This window comes from Halostella limicola, from assembly GCF_003675875.1.
Lineage (GTDB): Archaea > Halobacteriota > Halobacteria > Halobacteriales > Natronoarchaeaceae > Halostella > Halostella limicola.
In genome coordinates this window covers 190,121-206,697 of record NZ_RCDI01000001.1, presented here as the reverse complement: position 1 = coordinate 206,697, position 16,577 = coordinate 190,121, and the positions used below count along the sequence as shown (strand labels likewise).

Sequence of the window (16,577 nt, the reverse complement as noted above, 5' to 3'; positions counted from 1 at the left end):
GCGGTCGGCTAGTCGGTCGCGGTGGTCGTCCCCCGCGACGGGTCGTAGTCGGCGCTGACCGGGGGCGAGACCGCGTGGATGACGACCGCACCGACGATGAAGATCGCGCCGAGGATCGCGACCGCGCCGGAGGTGGAGTACCACGTCGCGAGCACGCCGCTCCCGACGCGGAACGGGATGCCGGCGACGGACCGCAGCATCGCGACCGACGACAGGAGGGTGGCGCGGCCGACCGACTGCACCTGATCGTTGACGTAGCGCTGGTAGATCGGCGAGATCACGGAGTTCCCGCCCTTCATGACGAAGAACATGGGGAACGCGAGGACGGGAGCGAGCCCCGCGAGCACGTACATGACGGCGATGGTGAGGGGGATCAGGAGCATCGAGAGGCGGACGCCGAGGAGGTCCTCGACGACGCTCGCGTAGTCGCTCGCGACGGCCGAGACGACGGTGAACGCGGCGTACAGGACGCCGATGATGGCGGGCTCGGCGAGTCCCCACGCCTCGAGGGTCGGGCCGAAGCTGGCCTCGAGGCTGTCCTGGGCGATGGGCTGGATCCACATGTCCATCGTCAGGATCGCGCCGCTGAACAGCGCCAGGTAGACGATGAACGACCGGAGCCCGGGCGCGGTGAGCTGGTCGCGGATGACCGGGATGGCGTCGACGATCGTCATCCGCTCCCCCTCCTCCGCGCTCTCGGCGTCGTACGCCCGGTTCTTCGGGAGGCGGAGCACGAGCGCGAGACTGAGGAGCGCGACGGCGACGCCCGCGTAGAACGGGTAGTACCGGTTCGCGGCGTAGAGGAACCCGCCGGCGACGAGGCTGCCGGCGCTCACCCACTGCCCGATGGCCCTGCCGCGGCCCTTGACGCGCGTGAACTCGTTCTCGACATCGTGTTCCTTGAGGGTGTCGTAGAGCCACGCGTCACCGCTCCCGGAGACGAAGGTGCCGCCGAACGAGAGCATGACGAAGGTGAAGGTGAACCCGACGAAGTCTGTGGCGACCAGGTAGCTCGCGTTCGAGACCAACATCAACGCGGCGCCGACCGCGAGGCTGTTCCGGCGACCGATCCGGTCGCCGACGTAGCCAGTCGGGATCTCGGCGGTCACCACGACGACCGACTGGATCGTCGCGATGAGCCCGATCTGGGCGAAGCTCAGGCCGTTCCAGAGCAGAAAGAGCGTGTACACCGGGTAGTGAAAACCGGGTCGGGCGGTCGCCCGGTAGAGGTAGTACCGGAAGATGACCGCCGACTTCGAGAGCCGCGCCATTGTCAGTCTCGACAGAGTTTCCCCCGAACTACCATTAACTTGTTGTGAATGTGTCAATCACACGCGTACGGCGTCGCCGCTTCAGTCCTCTCGAACACGACGCCCGTCCGACCGGTCGGTAACCCCGGTGTAACGTGGTTGCGTTCGTATCGCCAAACGCACATATACGTTCGCCGCTGAATCAAGTAACGTAATGAAACTACAGTCGCCTGCCGACCAGCGGTCCGTATCGCCCGCGAACAGCGCCGTCGCCGCCGAGGTGTCCGCCTGATGTCCGCGGATGCACGAAGCGTCCTCGTCACGGGCGCGACCGGGAACCAGGGCGGTGCGGTCGTCGAACACCTCCTCGCCTCGGACGCCGAGTTCGACGTCCGCGGCCTGACGCGCGACGCGTCGGGCGACCGGGCACGGGAACTGGCTGACCGCGGGGTGACGATGGTCGAGGGCGATCTGAACGACAAGGAGTCCCTCCGCCCGCACGTCGCCGACGCCGACGCGGTCTTCGCCGTGACGAACTTCTGGACGCAGGGGTATGACGCCCAGGTCCAGCAGGGGAAGAACGTCGCGGAGGTCGCCGCCGACGAGGGCGTCGACCAGTTCGTGTTCAGCGGCGTCGGGAGCCACGAGAGGGACACCGGGATCCCGCATTTCGACTCTGCCTGGGATATCGAGCAGCACGCGCAGGACCTCGACCTCCCGATGACCGTCCTCCAGCCGGTGTTCTTCTTCCAGAACTTCGAGGCGTTCGCCGAGGACGTCGTCGACGACGGACAGATCGCCCTCCCGCTCGCAGAGGGGGTCTCGCTCCAGATGGTCGATGTCGACGATGTCGGCCGCGCCGCCGCCGTCGCCCTCGCGGACCCCGACGAGTTCGTCGGCGAGCGCTTCGAGCTCGCGGGCGACGAGCTGACGCTCGAGGAGACGGCCGACGTCCTCTCCGAGGTGACGGGCGTCGACGTCGACGCCTACCACGTCCCGATCGAGGACGCCTACGAGAGTTTCGGCGAGGAGTTCACCGTCATGTGCGAGTGGTTCAACGAGGTCGGCTACGACGCCGACGTCGACGCGCTGGAGGAGCGGTTCGGCTTCGAGTTCCGGACGCTCGAGGGCTACCTCCGCGAGAGCGGCTGGGAGGACAAGGACGGGATGGCCGCCGTGCCCGGCTGGGTCAAGGCGATGCAGTAAGCTCGCCGCCGGCCGTCGGCCCCCTATCGTTTTCCCGCACCGCGGTTCCGCGTTCCGTCGGTTTCGCGCCCGTCGCTCCCCGTCCATTCTCCCGGAGCGCCGGCCGTCGCGACACGCTCGTCCCGAACAGCGAAGGCCGTTCGTCCGAAGGTGAACGCATGGACCTCCCGGTCAGCGAACGGCGACTCCGCGAGGACATCGAGCGAAACGCCGAGTTCGGGGCCGTCGACGTCCCGGAGGGGCGCGGTCGGACCGTGCGGACCGGCACCGACGCCAACTGCCGCGCCCGCGATCACCTCGTCGAACGGCTGGAAGACGCCGGTCTGGACGTCCGCGTCGACGCCGTCGGGAACGTCGTCGGGCGCTGGTCGCCGCCCGGCACCGGCGACGCAGCCCCTGTCGCCGCCGGGAGCCACCTCGACTCCGTTCCGGAAGGCGGTATCTTCGACGGACCGCTGGGCGTGTACGCCGCGCTCGAAGCCGTCCGGGCGATACAGGACGCCGACTGCTCGCCGGAGCGCCCGGTCGAGGTGGTGTCGTTCACCGAGGAGGAGGGCGGCAGGTTCGCTTCGGGTCTGCTCGGCTCGTCGGTCGCCGCCGGTCGGCGATCCGCCGAGGACGCCCTCGAACTGCGCGACGACGGGGGAACCGCGCTGGGCGACGCGCTCGACGATATCGGCTACCGCGGCGACGGCCGCCTCGACGCGGCGGCGTGGGACGCCTGGCTGGAACTCCACGTCGAGCAGAGCCGGCGCCTCGAAGACGCCGGCGTCCCGGTCGGCGTCGTCACGACCGTCACCGGCATCACTCACTGCGAGGTGACCGTCGCGGGCGAGGCGAACCACGCCGGGTCCACGCCGATGGGCGACCGCACTGACTCGCTCGCGGCGGCCAGCGAGTTCGTCCTCGACGTCGAGCGCGCCGCGACGGACCGCGTCGCGGCCGACAGCCCCGCCGCCGTCGGGACCGTCGGCTCGCTCGACGTCTCGCCGAACGCGACGAACGTCGTCCCCGGACGGGTGGAGTTGGGACTCGACGTCCGGGACGTGGAGGCGGAATCGATGGACGCGATCGTCGGTCGGGCGCGGGACAGCCTCGCTCGCCTCGAACGCGAGCGCGGCGTCGAGACGGCACTCTCTCGGCCGTTCGACCTCGCGCCGACCCCGATGGACGACCGGTGTCGGGACGCGCTGCACGGGGCGGGCGACGACGCCGGTATCGAGACGCTGGACATGCACTCCGGCGCGGCCCACGACACGATGCACGTCGCCGACGTCACCGACGCCGGGATGCTGTTCGCGCCGTCGCGGGACGGCATCTCGCACAACCCCCTGGAGTGGACGGACTGGGCGGACTGCGCGGCCGCGACCACGGTGTTGGCGGGGGCGCTGGCGCGGCTCTCGGGGACCTGAGACGCCCCTACCGCTCCGCAGCGTCCACGACCGTCGACACCCGGGCGTTCTCCTTCAGGCGGATCCCCGCCCCGCCGACCGACAGCGGCACGCGGTCGAGTTCGGCGACGGTCAGCGTCGGGTGGAACGCGCCGCGCGCGAGCAGTTCGTCCCGCGTCTGGAGGGTGAGGCGCGCGTCGCCGGCGAAGGACTCGTTGTGCTCGATCAGGTACTGGCCGGCGTCTAAGTGCCACCACTGGTAGTCGTCGTCCTCGCTCCGCCAGGTCCGTTCGTGCGGTTCGAGGTCGGCCGCTTCGAGTTCCCCGCCGCCGAAGTCGACGCGGCCGGGGCTCTCGACTTCGTACACCTCGGCGACGGTCAGGTCGAGGCCGTCCTCGTGTACCTGCGTCTCCCGGTGGACGATGCCCTCGACGTGGCGCGCGAGATCGGTCCCTGCCATGCGGGCGACCTACGAACGCGCCGAGGAAAAGGTTAGCTCTCGCCTTCGAGCACGTTGGTCTGTTCCTGATACCGGTTCCGGATGGTCACTTCCGTCACCTGCGCGACCTCCGCCACCTCGCGCTGGGTCTGCTTCTCGTCGCAGTCCAGCGACGCGGTGTAGATGGCCGCGGCGGCGAAGCCCGTCGGGGACTTCCCGGAGTGAAGGCCCTCCTTCGCCGTCTCCTCGACGATCTCCCTGGCGCGGGTTCGGACCTTCTCGCTCACGTCGAGCTCCGAGCAGAACCGCGGCACGAACTGCTTGGGGTCGACCGGCTTCATCTCCAGGCCGAGCTCCTGGGAGATGTAGCGGTACGTGCGGCCGATCTCGCGACGGTCGACCCGGGAGACCTCGGTGATCTCCTCCAGGCTCCGCGCGATGCCCTCCTTGCGACAGGAGGCGTACAGCGTCGCGGTGGCGACGCCCTCGATCGAGCGGCCGCGGATGAGGTCCTCGTCCAGCGCGCGGCGGTACATCACGCTCGCGATCTCGCGGACGAACCGGGGGACGCCGAGCGCCGACGCCATCCGGTCGATCTCCGAGAGCGCCTGTTTCAGGTTGCGCTCGCCCGCGTCCCGCGTGCGGATCCGCCGCTGCCACTTGCGCAGCCGGTGGAGCTGTCCCCGCTTCTCCGAGTCGATAGAGCGGCCCTTGGCGTCCGTGTTGCGCCAGTCGATGTCGGTCGTGAGCCCCCGGTCGTGCATCGTCTTCGTCGTCGGCGCGCCGACCCGGGACTTCTCCTGGCGTTCCTTGTGACTGAACGCGCGCCACTCCGGCCCGTAGTCTATCGCCTCGTCGTCGACGACGAGCCCGCAGTCGGAGCAGACTAGCTCACCCCGGTCGGGGCTCTGTATGAACTGTTCAGTGCCGCACTCCGGGCACTCGGAGCCCTCCTCTTTACTCTCCGGTTCGATCTCCGCCCGACGGCCGGTTCGAGTAGTGTTCAGTCGTGACATTGTGTGCATCCGGGGGGTGACGGCGGCGACTGGCGATTTCGAGACCTCGAAAAACGCCGTCCGCGTCCGGCGGCCTCATCCCCCTCGTCCGCTTTTGCCTTACCGATCCCCAGCCTTTGTTATGAACCCGCTATGATCCCCTCGCTGACGGCAACGAAAGGTTACTCCCGACTGAGGGGAGAGCGCCGCACAGCGCGGTTTTCTCCCGGAGTTTAGTCTCCGCTAGGCGGCCGTAGGACCCCGTTTCCCCGACGGTCGTAACGCGTTTCTGTCAGTTACTGGCGGGCGCGTTCTACCAGGCAGTTGATAGAGCAGTAGTAGTGCTCGATGCGCTGGTTCTCCCCCTTGAACTCCATCGGCTTCACGACCACGACGTGCGTCTCGTCGTCCTCCGCGATCGCGTCGGTGCAGTTATTGCACTGTGTCATGGGTATGACCGTGTACGGGGCGGTAAGGGCCGTTTCGTGGATTCGATGCCTGTGAAACCATCACACTGTTGTTACTTGTTCATCCGTTATCTTTCTGACGACCGCGGTGAAAGTGACAATAGTCTAATCAGTCGTCGCGGCGATCGTACTCGCCGGCGCGGTCGAGTCGACCGCGGGCCTCCAGCACGGATGGCGTCCGGCAGACGCCGGGCGCGCCCGTCACCTGGGGGACGGTGCAGTTGTTGCAGTTCTCGCAGACCGCCCTCGCGCCGTCGCGGTCGAGCAAGCGAGCGCCGATCCGCGGTTCGGCGTAGAACGGGCGGCCGAGGCCAACGGCGTCGCAGGCGTCGCCGAGGAGGCGATCCATCTGCTCCCGCCCCCGTATCCCCCCCTCCCCGAGGACCGGCACGTCCACCCGGTCGCGGACCTCGCGGCAGAACTCGGCGTTCCAGGCCGGCTCGAAGTCGTACTGAAGCGACTGGAGGCGGTTGAGCGCGGCGACGACGCGCTTGCGCAGCGGCCCGCCGAACGCCGCGTCGTACCCCGACTGAAACCGCTCGTCCGACCACGCGCGTTCGGGGTACTCCCCGCGGACGATGCTCATGTCCCAGACGACCGACCCCTGCACGGGGACGACGGCGTCGTAGCCGACCGCTTCCAGCGTCTCCGCGATCCGGACCCCGTCCGAAAGCGAGAGTTTCCGCCGGACGACGGCGGGCGCGGCCGTCTCTGCGGGCACTTTCGTCATCAGCGGCACGTCGCCGACCCGCTCCCGGATCCGGTCGTGGACGACCGCCAGAAAGCGCGCCCTGTCACGGAGCGACCCGCCGAACTCGTCGTCGCGGCGGTTGTAAAACGGCGATAGGAACTGCTGGACGACGCCCATGTTCGCCCCCGCGAGGTGGATCCCGTCGTACCCCGCGTCGACCGCTCGCTCCACGGCGGCCGCGAAGTCCTCCGCGAGGTCGTACACCTCCTCGGTCGTCATGACGTGCGGGTCGTACTCCAGGAACCCGAGGCGGTCGAGCGCCCGGAGCGGCCGGGGGAGCGGCGACACCGCGAGCTGCTGCAGGTCGGGGTGTTCCGCCCGGTACTCTGCGTGCCACGTCTCCATGCTCCGCAGGCCGCCGTGCTCCAACTGGACGAAGATCCGCCCGCCGTGGTCGTGGATCGCGTCGGTGAGCGCCGACAGTCGGGAGACGAACTCGGGGTCGTGGACCCGCGTCATCCCCGGCGCGGCGCACCCGCCCTCGCCGCGGACGATGGTCGCGCCCTGACAGACCAGTCCGACGCCCGACTCCGCGGCCGGTTCGAGGTCTGCGATCAGCGTCTCGACGGCGTCCGGGCCGTTGCCGGCGCACTCCAGCAACGGCGCGCGGTAGAGCCGGTTGGGGACGGTGAGACCGCCGATATCGAACGGATCGTCGAGCCGCGGGGACATGCCCCCGAGTTCGGCCGCGGCGGACAAAAGCGTTCAGCCGCCCTCTACTTCTCGACGTCGAGGAGGGCGACGCGCTCGCACACGAGGTCGGCGAGCGTCGCGTCGGTCGCCGCCCGCTCGGCGTCCGTGACATCGAAGAACGCCTGCAGGCGCTCTTCGTCGGCGTGCTCGACGCCGACCGTGGGCGTCGGTTCGAGGTCGAGCGCCGCCCTGACCGCTTCCACCGCGCTCGCCTCGTCTCCGCCGGCGCCGCCCGCGTCGACCAGTACGACCGCGGCCCCTTCGCCCTCACCGACGCCCATCTCCAGTGCCTGGTTGATCTGCCGGCGGCCGGCGGCGTACAGCAGGATCTCGACGGCGCGGTCGCGAGCGACGTTCTCGCCGCGATCGATCGCCCGGTCCGCCAGCGCGACGGCGCGTTCGAGGTGCTCGCGCCCGGCGACGTAGCGGGCGTCGAACGCCTGCACCGAACAGCCGTGCTCGTCGCCGATCTCGCCGAGGCGCTCGACCAGCGCGTCGGTGTCCGCGACCGTCAGGGTTCCCTCGACGAGTTCCATCAGAAATCACCCAGGCTGGCCTGGCCGGCGTCTTCCTCCTCCGGATCGCCCGCGGATCCGGCGTCGGCTCCGCCGCTCGACTCCGCGATCCCGGGCGCCGCGTCCCCCTCGGCCTCCTCGATGCCCTCCATCGAGGCGTCCTCGCGGCCGGCGTTTTCGAGCACGTTCTCGGCGGTCTTCCGGCGACCTCGGAGGGCGCTCAGTACGACGGACTTGTCCGCTTCGCGGAGGTCGGCTCGCGTCTCGATGCCGGCCTCGTACAGCCGTCTGGCGCGCTTCCGACCGACGCTCCGCACGCCAGCCAGATCGAGCAGTTCCTCGCCGACGCCGTACTGGACGCGCTTGCGCGCCTCGCGGATTGCGGCCTCCTCGCCCACGTCGAGTTCGTTCGCCAGCTGCTCGGCGGCGTTGAGCAGCCACTCCGCGGTGTCGACCTTCCCGCGGATGTCGCCGGGACCGACGCCGTAGCGCTCGGTGATGCGGTCCTCGTCGATCTCGCTCGCCCAGTCCTCCAGCAGCTTCGCCGTCTTGAGCGCCGACAGCCAGTCCTCGAAGCGCTCGTCCTCGAACTCGCTGGGGGTCTTCCCGAGCAGCTCCGACTCGCGCTCGTAGCAGAGTTCGGTGTACTCCTCGCGGTCGCCCGAGCGGAGGTACAGTTCGTACATGTCCGGCGTGCGCGAGACGAGGTGGTAGAGGCCGAGCGCCGACGGTCGCCCCTCGACTGCTCGCAGGCCGTCGACGATCTCGGCGGCGCTCATCGGGTCGAGGTAGAGCCGCGAGACGGTGTGTCCGAGGTTGGTCGCCGTGAGCGTGCCGCCCTCCTCTTCAACGAACTCGTTGCGCTCCAGGTAGTCGAGGACGTTGTCGGTCACCGTCTCCAGTCGCCCCTCTTCCGTCGTCTGCGAGAAGTAGAGGGTCCCTTCGAGGAACGAGAGCAGGTCCTCGCGTGACGCGGCGAACCCGGTCGCGATCGTGGCGAGGACGTGCGTCCGCAGTGCCGGTTCCGCGGCGAGCTTCGACCGGACCGGTTCGGGGTCGGCGTACACGTAGCGGTCGAACAGCTCGTCGAGCTCGTCGTGGCTACTGGCGATCAGCACGGCCTCGCCGTACGGGTCCATCCCCGGTCGGCCCGCGCGGCCCATCATCTGGTGGACCTCCAGCACGTCGAGCGGCTGCATCCCCCCGGCCGTGCCGTCGTAGCGCCGCCAGTCGCGGACGACGACCCGGCGGCTCGGCGTGTTCACGCCCGCCGCGAGCGTCGGCGTCGCGCTGATCACCTTCAACAGGCGGTCGCGGAACGCGTCCTCGACCAGCGCCCGGTGGTCGCTCGCGAGGCCGGCGTGGTGGAACGCCGCCCCCTTCGCGACGGCGTCCGCCAGGTCGTCGCTCGTCTCCGTGTCGCTCACGTCCCGGATCTCCTCGGCGACGCCGGCGAGTTCGTCGCGCTCCTCGTCGGTGAGGTGCGGTTCGACGGTGTCGGCGAGCCGGCGCGCCGCCGCCTCCGCGTTCCGCCGGGAGTTGACGAACACCAGCGACGACCCGCCGTCCTCCAGCGTGTCGCGGACGACCGCGGCGGTCTGTTTCTCGCCGCTTCGAACGTCGAGTTCCCGCTGCGTGCCGTCGTCGAGGTGGAGCGCGTTCCCGTAGTGGACCCCCTTCTTCAGGTCGATGGGTCGCCACGTCGAGTCGACGAGTTCGGCGTCGAGCCACGCCGCGATGTCCGCGGCGTTGCCCACGGTCGCCGACAGCGCGACGGTCTGCAGCCCCGGGTTCAGCTTCCGGAGTTTCGCCAGCGTCACCTCCAGCGTCGGGCCGCGGTGGGCGTCGTCGATCAGGTGGACCTCGTCGGCGACGACGCAGGAGAGGTCCTCGATCCACCCCGCGCCGTTGCGGACGAGGGAGTCGACCTTCTCGCTCGTCGCGACGATGATGTCTTTCGTCGACAGCCACTCGCCGTCGCTCTCGTAGTTCCCCGTCGAGACGCCGACGGAGACGCCGTACTGTTCGAACTCCTCGAACTCCGCCTTCTTCTCGCTGGCGAGCGCCCGGAGCGGCACGATGTACAGCGCCTTCCCCCCGCGTTTCACCGCGGACAGCATCGCCAGCTCCGCGATGAGGGTCTTGCCGCTCGCCGTCGGGACGCTCGCCACCACGCTCTCGCCGTCGGTGACGCCCGCCTCGACCGCCTCGGCCTGCGGGGGGTACAGCTCCTCGATCCCCTGGTCCCGCAGGTGGTCCGTGACGCCGGGCGGGAGCCCCGACAGGTCCGCTGTCTTCATTGGCCCTTCGTAGGGGCGTCCCGCGGTTTAAACTGTCGTCTCGGGCGGTCAGTCGCGCCGGTTCCGCCGGGCGCGGTACCCGGCGGCCGCCGTCAGGGCGGCGACGGCCGCGCCGAGACCGAAGCCGTTCAGGGTCCCCGCGGTCGATTCGTCCTCCGTCGTAGTGGCGGGATCGTCGCCCGTCTCGGTGTCGTCGCTCGTCTCGGTGCCGTTGGTCGTCACTCCGGTCGAGGTTCCGACCGCAGTCGTCGCGGTAGTCGATGGTTCCGACTCGTTCGGCTCTGGTTCCTCGACGAGCGACAGCACCGCGTCGTTGTCCTCGTAGTCGGTCCCGGCGGCGACGACCCGCTCGCCGTCGCCCGCGGGGAGGGCCGACTGCCACCGTCGGTTCGCCGGCTCTTCGTCGCTCGCGGCCCACGACTCGGTCCCCGCGGGGTCCGTCCGGAACGCCCAGGGCTTCCTCGCGCACCCCGCCCACAGGTACCCGGCCGCGAGAACGCCGTCCGGGACGGCGGTCACGTCGTTGATCTCCACGGCACCGTCGAACTCCGAGCGCTCCCACTCGACGTTCCACTCCGAGTCGAGGCGCGCGAGCCACGTCTGGTTGGTCCCGGCGATCACGACGGCTCCGTCCTCGTGCCGGTCGATGGCGACGATCTCGCGGTCGAACGTCGCCGTCCGCTCGACCTCGATCCCGCCGTCGACGGCGACCTCCCAGAGCCAGCCGTCGTCCCGGTCGTCGGTATCGTCTTCGCCCGCGACCAGGACGCCGTCGCCGGTCGCCAGGCCCGCCTCGACCCGCCGGTTCTCGTAGCCGTCGAACGACCGCCGTTCCCGGACGTCGCCGTCGGGACCGATCGCCGATAGGTGCAGTGACCAGCGTTCGGACGACTGCGACCAGCGCCGTTCGGTCACACCCAGGGCGATCGATCCGTCGGAACCGGCGGCGACGAAGGCCGGGTAGCCGGCTACCTCGACGGTCTCCGTCCACTCTTCGCGGCCGTCCGCGTCGGTTCTGGTGACGAACTGCCGCTCGTATCCCTCGGCCGCGCCGGCGAGAACGTAGCCGCCGTCGCTCGCCGTCAGCGCCTCAACCGATCGGTCCCCGTCCGCGCCGTACTCTCGGTGCCAGTGCTCAGCGCCGTCACCGTCGATCCGGCGGAGCCAGCCGCGGTCGTCTGGTCCCGCTCCGGCGAGCGCGTAGCCGTCGCTCCGGACCACCGCGTCCGCCAACTCGACGTCCGCGTCCTCGCCGTACGTCCGGGACCAGACTACGCCGCCGTTCGGATCGCCCCGACCGACGCAGGCCTCGTCCGCGGCGCCGCTACCGCCGACTGCACCGCTCGCGGCGATCGCCGCCAGAATTCGTCTGCGGGAGATGGAGGGCATCACCCCTGCCGACTCGCGGGCCGACCATTAAAGTTCGCGTCGGGGTCGCGGGTCCGTCATCACTATGTGAACACCCCGCCAACTGTCCCGCATGAAGGTCGAATTCGACCGCGACACCTGCATCGGCATGTTCCAGTGCGTCGCCGAGTGGGACGGCTTCGAGGAGGACACCGACGCTGGCAAGGCGATCCTGGTCGACGGCGAGGAGGTCGAGGAGGACCTCGTCGTCCGCGAGGTGCCGGAGGACGAGGAACTCGATGCGAAGTTCGCCGCGCGGGCCTGCCCGGTCGACGCCATCGCGGTGTACGACGACGACGGGGAACAGATCGTCCCCTGAAGCCCGTTCTCGGTGGGGCTATCGACGTCCCCAGATAGCGGCCGCTAGCGGCCGCTTAACCGGAGAAAAACGCCGGATCACCGCGCGACGTTCCAGGGGTCCTCCGCGTCCTGTGGGTCGTCGCCGTCCTCGGGCGACTGGTCCGCGTCCGGGACGGAGTCGCCGATCAGTTCGGCCCACTCCGTGACGTGCGTGTTCGCGTCCTCACCCATGGTCGGTCACCTACGAGTGGGATCGACACGCCTTCGCATAATTCTTTTGTCACCCCGAGAAGGTGTCAGCGAACCGGCCGCTGGCCGCCGGTTTCCGCCGAAAAATGGCGAACCGGTTCGCGGGATCCGCGTCGCCGGGTTACGCGATCTCGTCGTACTGTTCGGAGAGCTTGTCCGCGGCCTCGCCGAGCTGCTCGCGCTCGTAAGCGGTCAGGTCCCAGTCGACGACCTCCTCGACGCCGTCGGCGCCGAGCTTGACGGGGACGCCGAAGGCGACGTCGTCGTGGCCGTACTCGCCGTCCAGCTTGACGGAGGCGGGGAGCACCTCGCCGGTGTCCCGGAGGACGGCCTCGACCATGTGGCCGACGCCGGTCGCGGGGCCCCACTCCGTCGCGCCCTTCTTCTCGATGACGTTCATCGCGCTCGTCTTGAGCTCCTCGAGGATCTCCTCCTTCTCGTCGTCGCTGAACTCGGGGTCGCGTCCGTTGACGCGGACCTTCGAGAAGACGGGGACCTGGGCGTCGCCGTGCTCGCCGAGGATCGTCGCCTCGACGTTCTGCACGGGCGCGTCGAAGCGCTCCGCGAGGACGTAGCGGAAGCGCGCGGAGTCGAGGCGGCCGCCGAAGCCGATCACCTTCTCCCGGGCGCGCTCGCTCGTCTCGTACAGGTGGCGGTTGAGCAGGTCGACGGGGTTCGACGTCGTGATCGTCACGAAGTCGTCGTTGTGCTCGGCGAGCGAGGAGCCGATGTCCTCCATGATCGGCGCGTTGTCGCCCGCGAGGTCGATGCGCGTCTGGCCGGGCTGGCGCGGGATGCCGGCGGTGATGACGACCACGTCGGAGCCCGCGGTGTCCTCGTAGCCGCCCTGACGGATGGTCGTGTTCGAGTCGTACGCGACGCCGTGGTTCGCGTCGGCGGCCTGCCCCACGGTGTCGTCCTCCTTGTCCGGGATGTCCACGAAGACGACCTCGTCGGCCACGTCGCGGAGCGCGATGTTGTACCCTGCGGCGGCGCCGACCGTTCCGGCCGCGCCGACCACGCTAACTTTCGTCATACCACGTAAAAAGAGGCCGTCGATACCCGTTAAATACTTCGAAACGCCGGACTACAGCGATGTTCGTCGCTCCGCGGTACGTCACCTGTCGAACCGTGTGGGTTCGCAGTCCTTTTCGACCCCGGCGCCGTGCTATCGGGTATGAGCGACTTCGACAAGGAAGCGGAGCGAGAGAAGCTCCGCGAGCAGTTCGAGGCGGAGGAAGCGGACCGGAAGCATACCCAACAGATGAGTGAACTCCTCCTGAAGGGCGCGACGATGACGAACGCCCACTGCGAGGAGTGCGGCGATCCGATCTTCCGGTACGACGGGCAGACGTTCTGCCCCACCTGTCAGGCGCCCGCGGAGGGGCAGGGCCAGCAAGCGGGCGGTCAGAGTGCGCCCCAAGGCGGCCAGCAGCCAGGGAATCAGGAGCAAGCAGACGCGACGGAGGAAGCGGCGGAGCCCGCCCGGGAACCGGAGAGCGAGCCCACCCCCGAGCGGGGAGACGCGCGCGCGGACGCCGCCGGTTCGTCGGAACCGCTCTCTCAGGGAGACGGCGTCGCCCAGCCCGGCGCTCCCCGGGCGGCCGGTAGCGAACCGCGGGCGACGCCCGACCGCACCGACCCGGACCGCGCCCCCTCCGACGACCGAGGTGGTTCCGGGGCGGTCGGCGGACCGGCAGCCGGGGACGGCGACGTGGGCGAGGCCGCGGCGGCGCTCCGGTCCACGCTGACGAAGTTCTCGCGGAAGGCGGCGGAGGCGGACGACCCGCGCCGCGCCCGCGAGTACCTCGCGGCCGCTCGTGAAGCCGCGGAAGCGCTCGACGCGCTCCCGTACTGACCGGATTACTCGGTGCCCGCCCACCGCCGCCCGACCGGTGACTCCGACGGATCGAATCCCCTGCCGTCCGTCTCGCGGTGTTGCGGCCGCCCGTACAGCTCCGCGTCTCGCGTCTCGTCGGGACTATCGTGTTGCGGGCGGCCGTACCGGGGGCCCTCGTCGAACTCAGCCCGGGGGTTCGCCATGTGTTGACACTCCTGGGATTCTCACGACTTAGTAGTACGGCCGTGAACGAACGGTAAACGGATCCTACCCCTCGTACTCGCTCCCCACGACCTCGCGGATCCGCTCTGCGGTCACCTCGCCGACGCCGTCGGCTTCCGTGAGGTCCTCCTCCCGGGCGGTCATCACCGCCTCGACAGTGGAGAACTCCTCCAGCAGCGACCGCGCCGTGACCGGCCCCACGTCGGCGATGGAGCTGACGACGTACTCCTGTTGCTCCGCGAGCGTCTTCGACTGCTTCTCGCCGTGGACGCTCACCTCGCGGTCGTCGGCCTGCTGCTCCCGACCGGCGATCACTTCGAGCAGGTCCGCGGTGTCGCCCTCGTCCTCGGTGCGGAGGACGCTCACCCCGAAGTCGACCGCGAGCGACGACAGCGCGCCGCGGATGGCGTTCGGGTGGACGTTGCGCTCGCCGTAGAGGTCGTCGCCCTCCAGCACGAGGACGCCCCGCGAGTAGTGGCGGGTCAGGTCGCCCACCTGCTCGAAGACGGAGCGCTCGTCGCCGCCGGTGAGCGTGTCGAGCAGGTCGCTCACCGTCTTGCGCTCGACGGCGACCCGGTCCGAGAGGACGTAGTCGCCGACCGCCAGCGTCTCCAGTCGCGTCTCGACGCCGTCGCGCTTCGAGAGGTTCCGCGCGATGTTCGAGTCGAGCTCGCGCTGGTCGACGACGACCTCCAGCGTCTCCTCGTCGCCCTTCGCGGTCGCGACGGTGGCCTCCGGGTCGTCGTCGGCTGCGGCTTCGTCCGCGGAGCCGTCGTCACTCTCGCCCGCGAAATCCCGCAGACCGGGTTGCGGGCCGCTCGACCCGCCGCCTCCAGCGTTCCCGCTGTCGCCGCCGTCCGACCCGCCGGCGGCCGCTCCGCCGTCGCTGGCCGCGTTCGCCCCGCCGGCCGGGTCCGCGAAGTCCGCCAGCTGCTGCTGGCTGTCGTCTAGCTCCTCCTCCAAGTCGTCGGCGACGCCTTTCAGCTTCCGGAGCTCGTCCTCCATCTCCGACTCCTTCCGGCGGGCGATCCAGAAGTACGCCTCGTCGCGGGTGTCCTCGGCCATCAGCACGACGACTTTCCCCTCCGTCTGCCGGCCAGTCCGGCCCTTGCGCTGGATGGAGCGGATGGCCGTCGGGACGGGCTCGTAGAACATGACCAGGTCGACCTCCGGCACGTCCAGCCCCTCCTCCGCGACGGAGGTAGAGACGAGTACCTCGAACTGGCCCGCCCGGAAGTCGTCGAGGGTCTTCTGCTGTTCCTTCTGAGTCATCCCGTCGCTTCCGTCCTTGTCGCCCTGCCCGACGAAGCGCCGGACGTCGAAGTGGTCACTCAGGAACTCCGTCAGCACCTCCGCGGTATCGCGGGACTCGGTGAACACGATGACGCGCTCGCCGTCGTCGATGCCCAGCGTCTCCGCGATGAGCATCCGGGCCTCCGAGAACTTCGGGTGGAGGTCGTCGTACTCCTCCGCCTTCCGCATCGCCTCGCGCACCTTCGGCTCGGAGACGAGGCGCTGGCTGGCCTTCGACGCGCCCGACGACCGGGCGGCCTGGCGCTGGCGCTCGAAGTAGCGCCGGAGCGCCTCGACGCTCTGGGTCTCGACGTACGTCACCGCAGTCCGGAGCTTCCGGATCTCGGCGTGGGCGGACATCCCCTGATACCCCTCGGACTGGTCGTTGTCGATCAGCTGCTGGAGCTCCGCCCGCATCTTCTTCAGGTCCGTCTCCGAGAGGTCGGCGCTCGACTTGCGGGTGACGCCGAGTTCCTTCAGCTTCTCCAGACGGTCCTCGATGACCTCGTTCAGGGCGTCCCGTATCTCCGTGATCGTGTCGGGGAGCTCGATCGTCTTCCAGTCGACGTCGGTCTCGTGGGTGTACTCGTCGACGTCGGCGTCGTCCTCGGTCATCACCTCCACCTCGCGGATACCGAGGTTCTCACAGACCGCGAGGATCTCCTCCTCGTCGCCGCCCGGCGAGGCGCTCATCCCCGTCACGAGCGGGTTCTCCGCGTCCTGGTGGTAGCGCTCGGCGATGTAGTTGTACGCGTAGTCGCCGGTCGCGCGGTGGCACTCGTCGAACGTGCAGTGGGTCACGTCCGCGAGCGAGACGCGGTTGCCGACGAGGTCGTTCTCGACGACCTGCGGGGTCGCGATGACGATCCGGGCGTCCTCCCACAGCTCGGCGCGGTCGTCCGGGCGGACCTCGCCCGTGAACACGACGATGTCGTCGTTCGGCATGTCGAGGGCGTCGCGGTAGAAGTCGGCGTGCTGCTGGACGAGCGGCTTCGTCGGCGCGAGAAACAGCGCCTTCCCCCCGACCTCGTCGAGCCGCCGCGCGGTCACGAGCAGGCTCACCGTCGTCTTGCCCAGCCCCGTCGGCAGGCAGACGAGCGTGTGGTCCTCCGCGGCGGTGCCGGCGAGGCGGATCTGGTAGAGGCGGCGCTCGATGAAGTTCGGCGTCAGCATCGGGTGATCGACGTACCCCGGTTCCTCGTCCGTGGCGGCCATTGGCGGCCATTACACCCCGCCGGCGTTAAGGGTTCGTAAAGCGC

16 protein-coding genes are annotated in these 16,577 nt (G+C 69.6%); 4 read left to right on the top strand and 12 right to left on the bottom strand.

Annotated elements, in window-relative coordinates; all coding sequences use genetic code 11:
- Nucleotides 1–8: 8 nt before the first annotated feature.
- On the bottom strand, nt 9–1,271 hold the full coding sequence (locus D8670_RS02230; protein ID WP_121816476.1) for an MFS transporter: 1,263 nt from the start codon (nt 1,269–1,271) through the stop codon (nt 9–11).
- 270 nt (nt 1,272–1,541) lie between these two features.
- On the opposite strand from D8670_RS02230, the gene D8670_RS02225 reads away from it, so the two are divergent.
- Entirely contained in the window at nt 1,542–2,456 is a 915-nt protein-coding gene (locus D8670_RS02225) for an NmrA/HSCARG family protein (protein WP_121816475.1), read from the top strand.
- Nucleotides 2,457–2,614: 158 nt separating this feature from the next.
- Nucleotides 2,615–3,868, top strand: coding sequence for a M20 family metallo-hydrolase (locus tag D8670_RS02220; protein ID WP_121816474.1), 1,254 nt, complete (start codon nt 2,615–2,617; stop codon nt 3,866–3,868).
- Nucleotides 3,869–3,875: 7 nt separating this feature from the next.
- Here D8670_RS02220 and D8670_RS02215 read toward each other — a convergent pair whose 3' ends face one another.
- From D8670_RS02215 to D8670_RS02190, 7 genes are all read right to left on the bottom strand, one after another.
- Nucleotides 3,876–4,307 carry a dCTP deaminase/dUTPase family protein gene (locus tag D8670_RS02215; RefSeq protein WP_121816473.1) on the bottom strand — a complete coding sequence of 144 codons (432 nt, stop codon included), beginning with the start codon at nt 4,305–4,307 and terminating at the stop codon, nt 3,876–3,878.
- Nucleotides 4,308–4,339: 32 nt separating this feature from the next.
- Nucleotides 4,340–5,302, bottom strand: a complete 963-nt coding sequence (locus tag D8670_RS02210) for a transcription initiation factor IIB (RefSeq protein ID WP_121817538.1) — start codon at nt 5,300–5,302, stop codon at nt 4,340–4,342.
- A gap of 275 nt (nt 5,303–5,577) precedes the next feature.
- Entirely contained in the window at nt 5,578–5,730 is a 153-nt protein-coding gene (locus D8670_RS20560; RefSeq protein ID WP_162994123.1) for a hypothetical protein, read from the bottom strand.
- A gap of 127 nt (nt 5,731–5,857) precedes the next feature.
- Complete coding sequence (locus D8670_RS02205) at nt 5,858–7,171, bottom strand: oxidoreductase (RefSeq protein ID WP_121816472.1); 1,314 nt, start codon at nt 7,169–7,171, stop codon at nt 5,858–5,860.
- 44 nt (nt 7,172–7,215) lie between these two features.
- Nucleotides 7,216–7,728, bottom strand: coding sequence for a KEOPS complex subunit Cgi121 (gene cgi121, locus D8670_RS02200; protein WP_121816471.1), 513 nt, complete (start codon nt 7,726–7,728; stop codon nt 7,216–7,218).
- On the bottom strand, nt 7,728–10,007 hold the full coding sequence (locus D8670_RS02195) for an ATP-dependent DNA helicase (protein WP_121816470.1): 2,280 nt from the start codon (nt 10,005–10,007) through the stop codon (nt 7,728–7,730). The genes cgi121 and D8670_RS02195 overlap by 1 nt, the downstream gene beginning before the upstream one ends.
- Nucleotides 10,008–10,055: 48 nt before the next feature.
- Nucleotides 10,056–11,396 carry a hypothetical protein gene (locus D8670_RS02190; RefSeq protein WP_121816469.1) on the bottom strand — a complete coding sequence of 447 codons (1,341 nt, stop codon included), beginning with the start codon at nt 11,394–11,396 and terminating at the stop codon, nt 10,056–10,058.
- A gap of 91 nt (nt 11,397–11,487) precedes the next feature.
- Between D8670_RS02190 and D8670_RS02185 the strand changes: the two genes are divergently transcribed.
- Nucleotides 11,488–11,733 carry a ferredoxin gene (locus D8670_RS02185; protein ID WP_121816468.1) on the top strand — a complete coding sequence of 82 codons (246 nt, stop codon included), beginning with the start codon at nt 11,488–11,490 and terminating at the stop codon, nt 11,731–11,733.
- Between the two features lie 77 nt (nt 11,734–11,810).
- Here the strand turns inward: D8670_RS02185 and D8670_RS21610 are convergent, their stop codons facing one another.
- Both D8670_RS21610 and mdh read right to left on the bottom strand, forming a co-directional pair.
- A complete protein-coding gene (locus D8670_RS21610) occupies nt 11,811–11,945 on the bottom strand; it encodes a hypothetical protein (protein WP_255458906.1) in 135 nt (44 codons plus the stop codon).
- A 139-nt stretch (nt 11,946–12,084) separates the two neighbouring features.
- Complete coding sequence (mdh, locus tag D8670_RS02180; RefSeq protein ID WP_121816467.1) at nt 12,085–12,999, bottom strand: malate dehydrogenase; 915 nt, start codon at nt 12,997–12,999, stop codon at nt 12,085–12,087.
- 141 nt (nt 13,000–13,140) lie between these two features.
- Between mdh and D8670_RS02175 the strand changes: the two genes are divergently transcribed.
- Nucleotides 13,141–13,821 (top strand): Sjogren's syndrome/scleroderma autoantigen 1 family protein, encoded by a 681-nt coding sequence (locus D8670_RS02175; RefSeq protein WP_121816466.1) that lies wholly within the window; start codon nt 13,141–13,143, stop codon nt 13,819–13,821.
- A 5-nt stretch (nt 13,822–13,826) separates the two neighbouring features.
- Here D8670_RS02175 and D8670_RS02170 read toward each other — a convergent pair whose 3' ends face one another.
- Nucleotides 13,827–14,006 (bottom strand): hypothetical protein, encoded by a 180-nt coding sequence (locus tag D8670_RS02170; protein WP_121816465.1) that lies wholly within the window; start codon nt 14,004–14,006, stop codon nt 13,827–13,829.
- 64 nt (nt 14,007–14,070) lie between these two features.
- Nucleotides 14,071–16,533: a DEAD/DEAH box helicase gene (locus tag D8670_RS02165; protein WP_121816464.1), complete on the bottom strand. Its 2,463-nt coding sequence runs from the start codon at nt 16,531–16,533 to the stop codon at nt 14,071–14,073.
- Nucleotides 16,534–16,577: the final 44 nt, after the last annotated feature.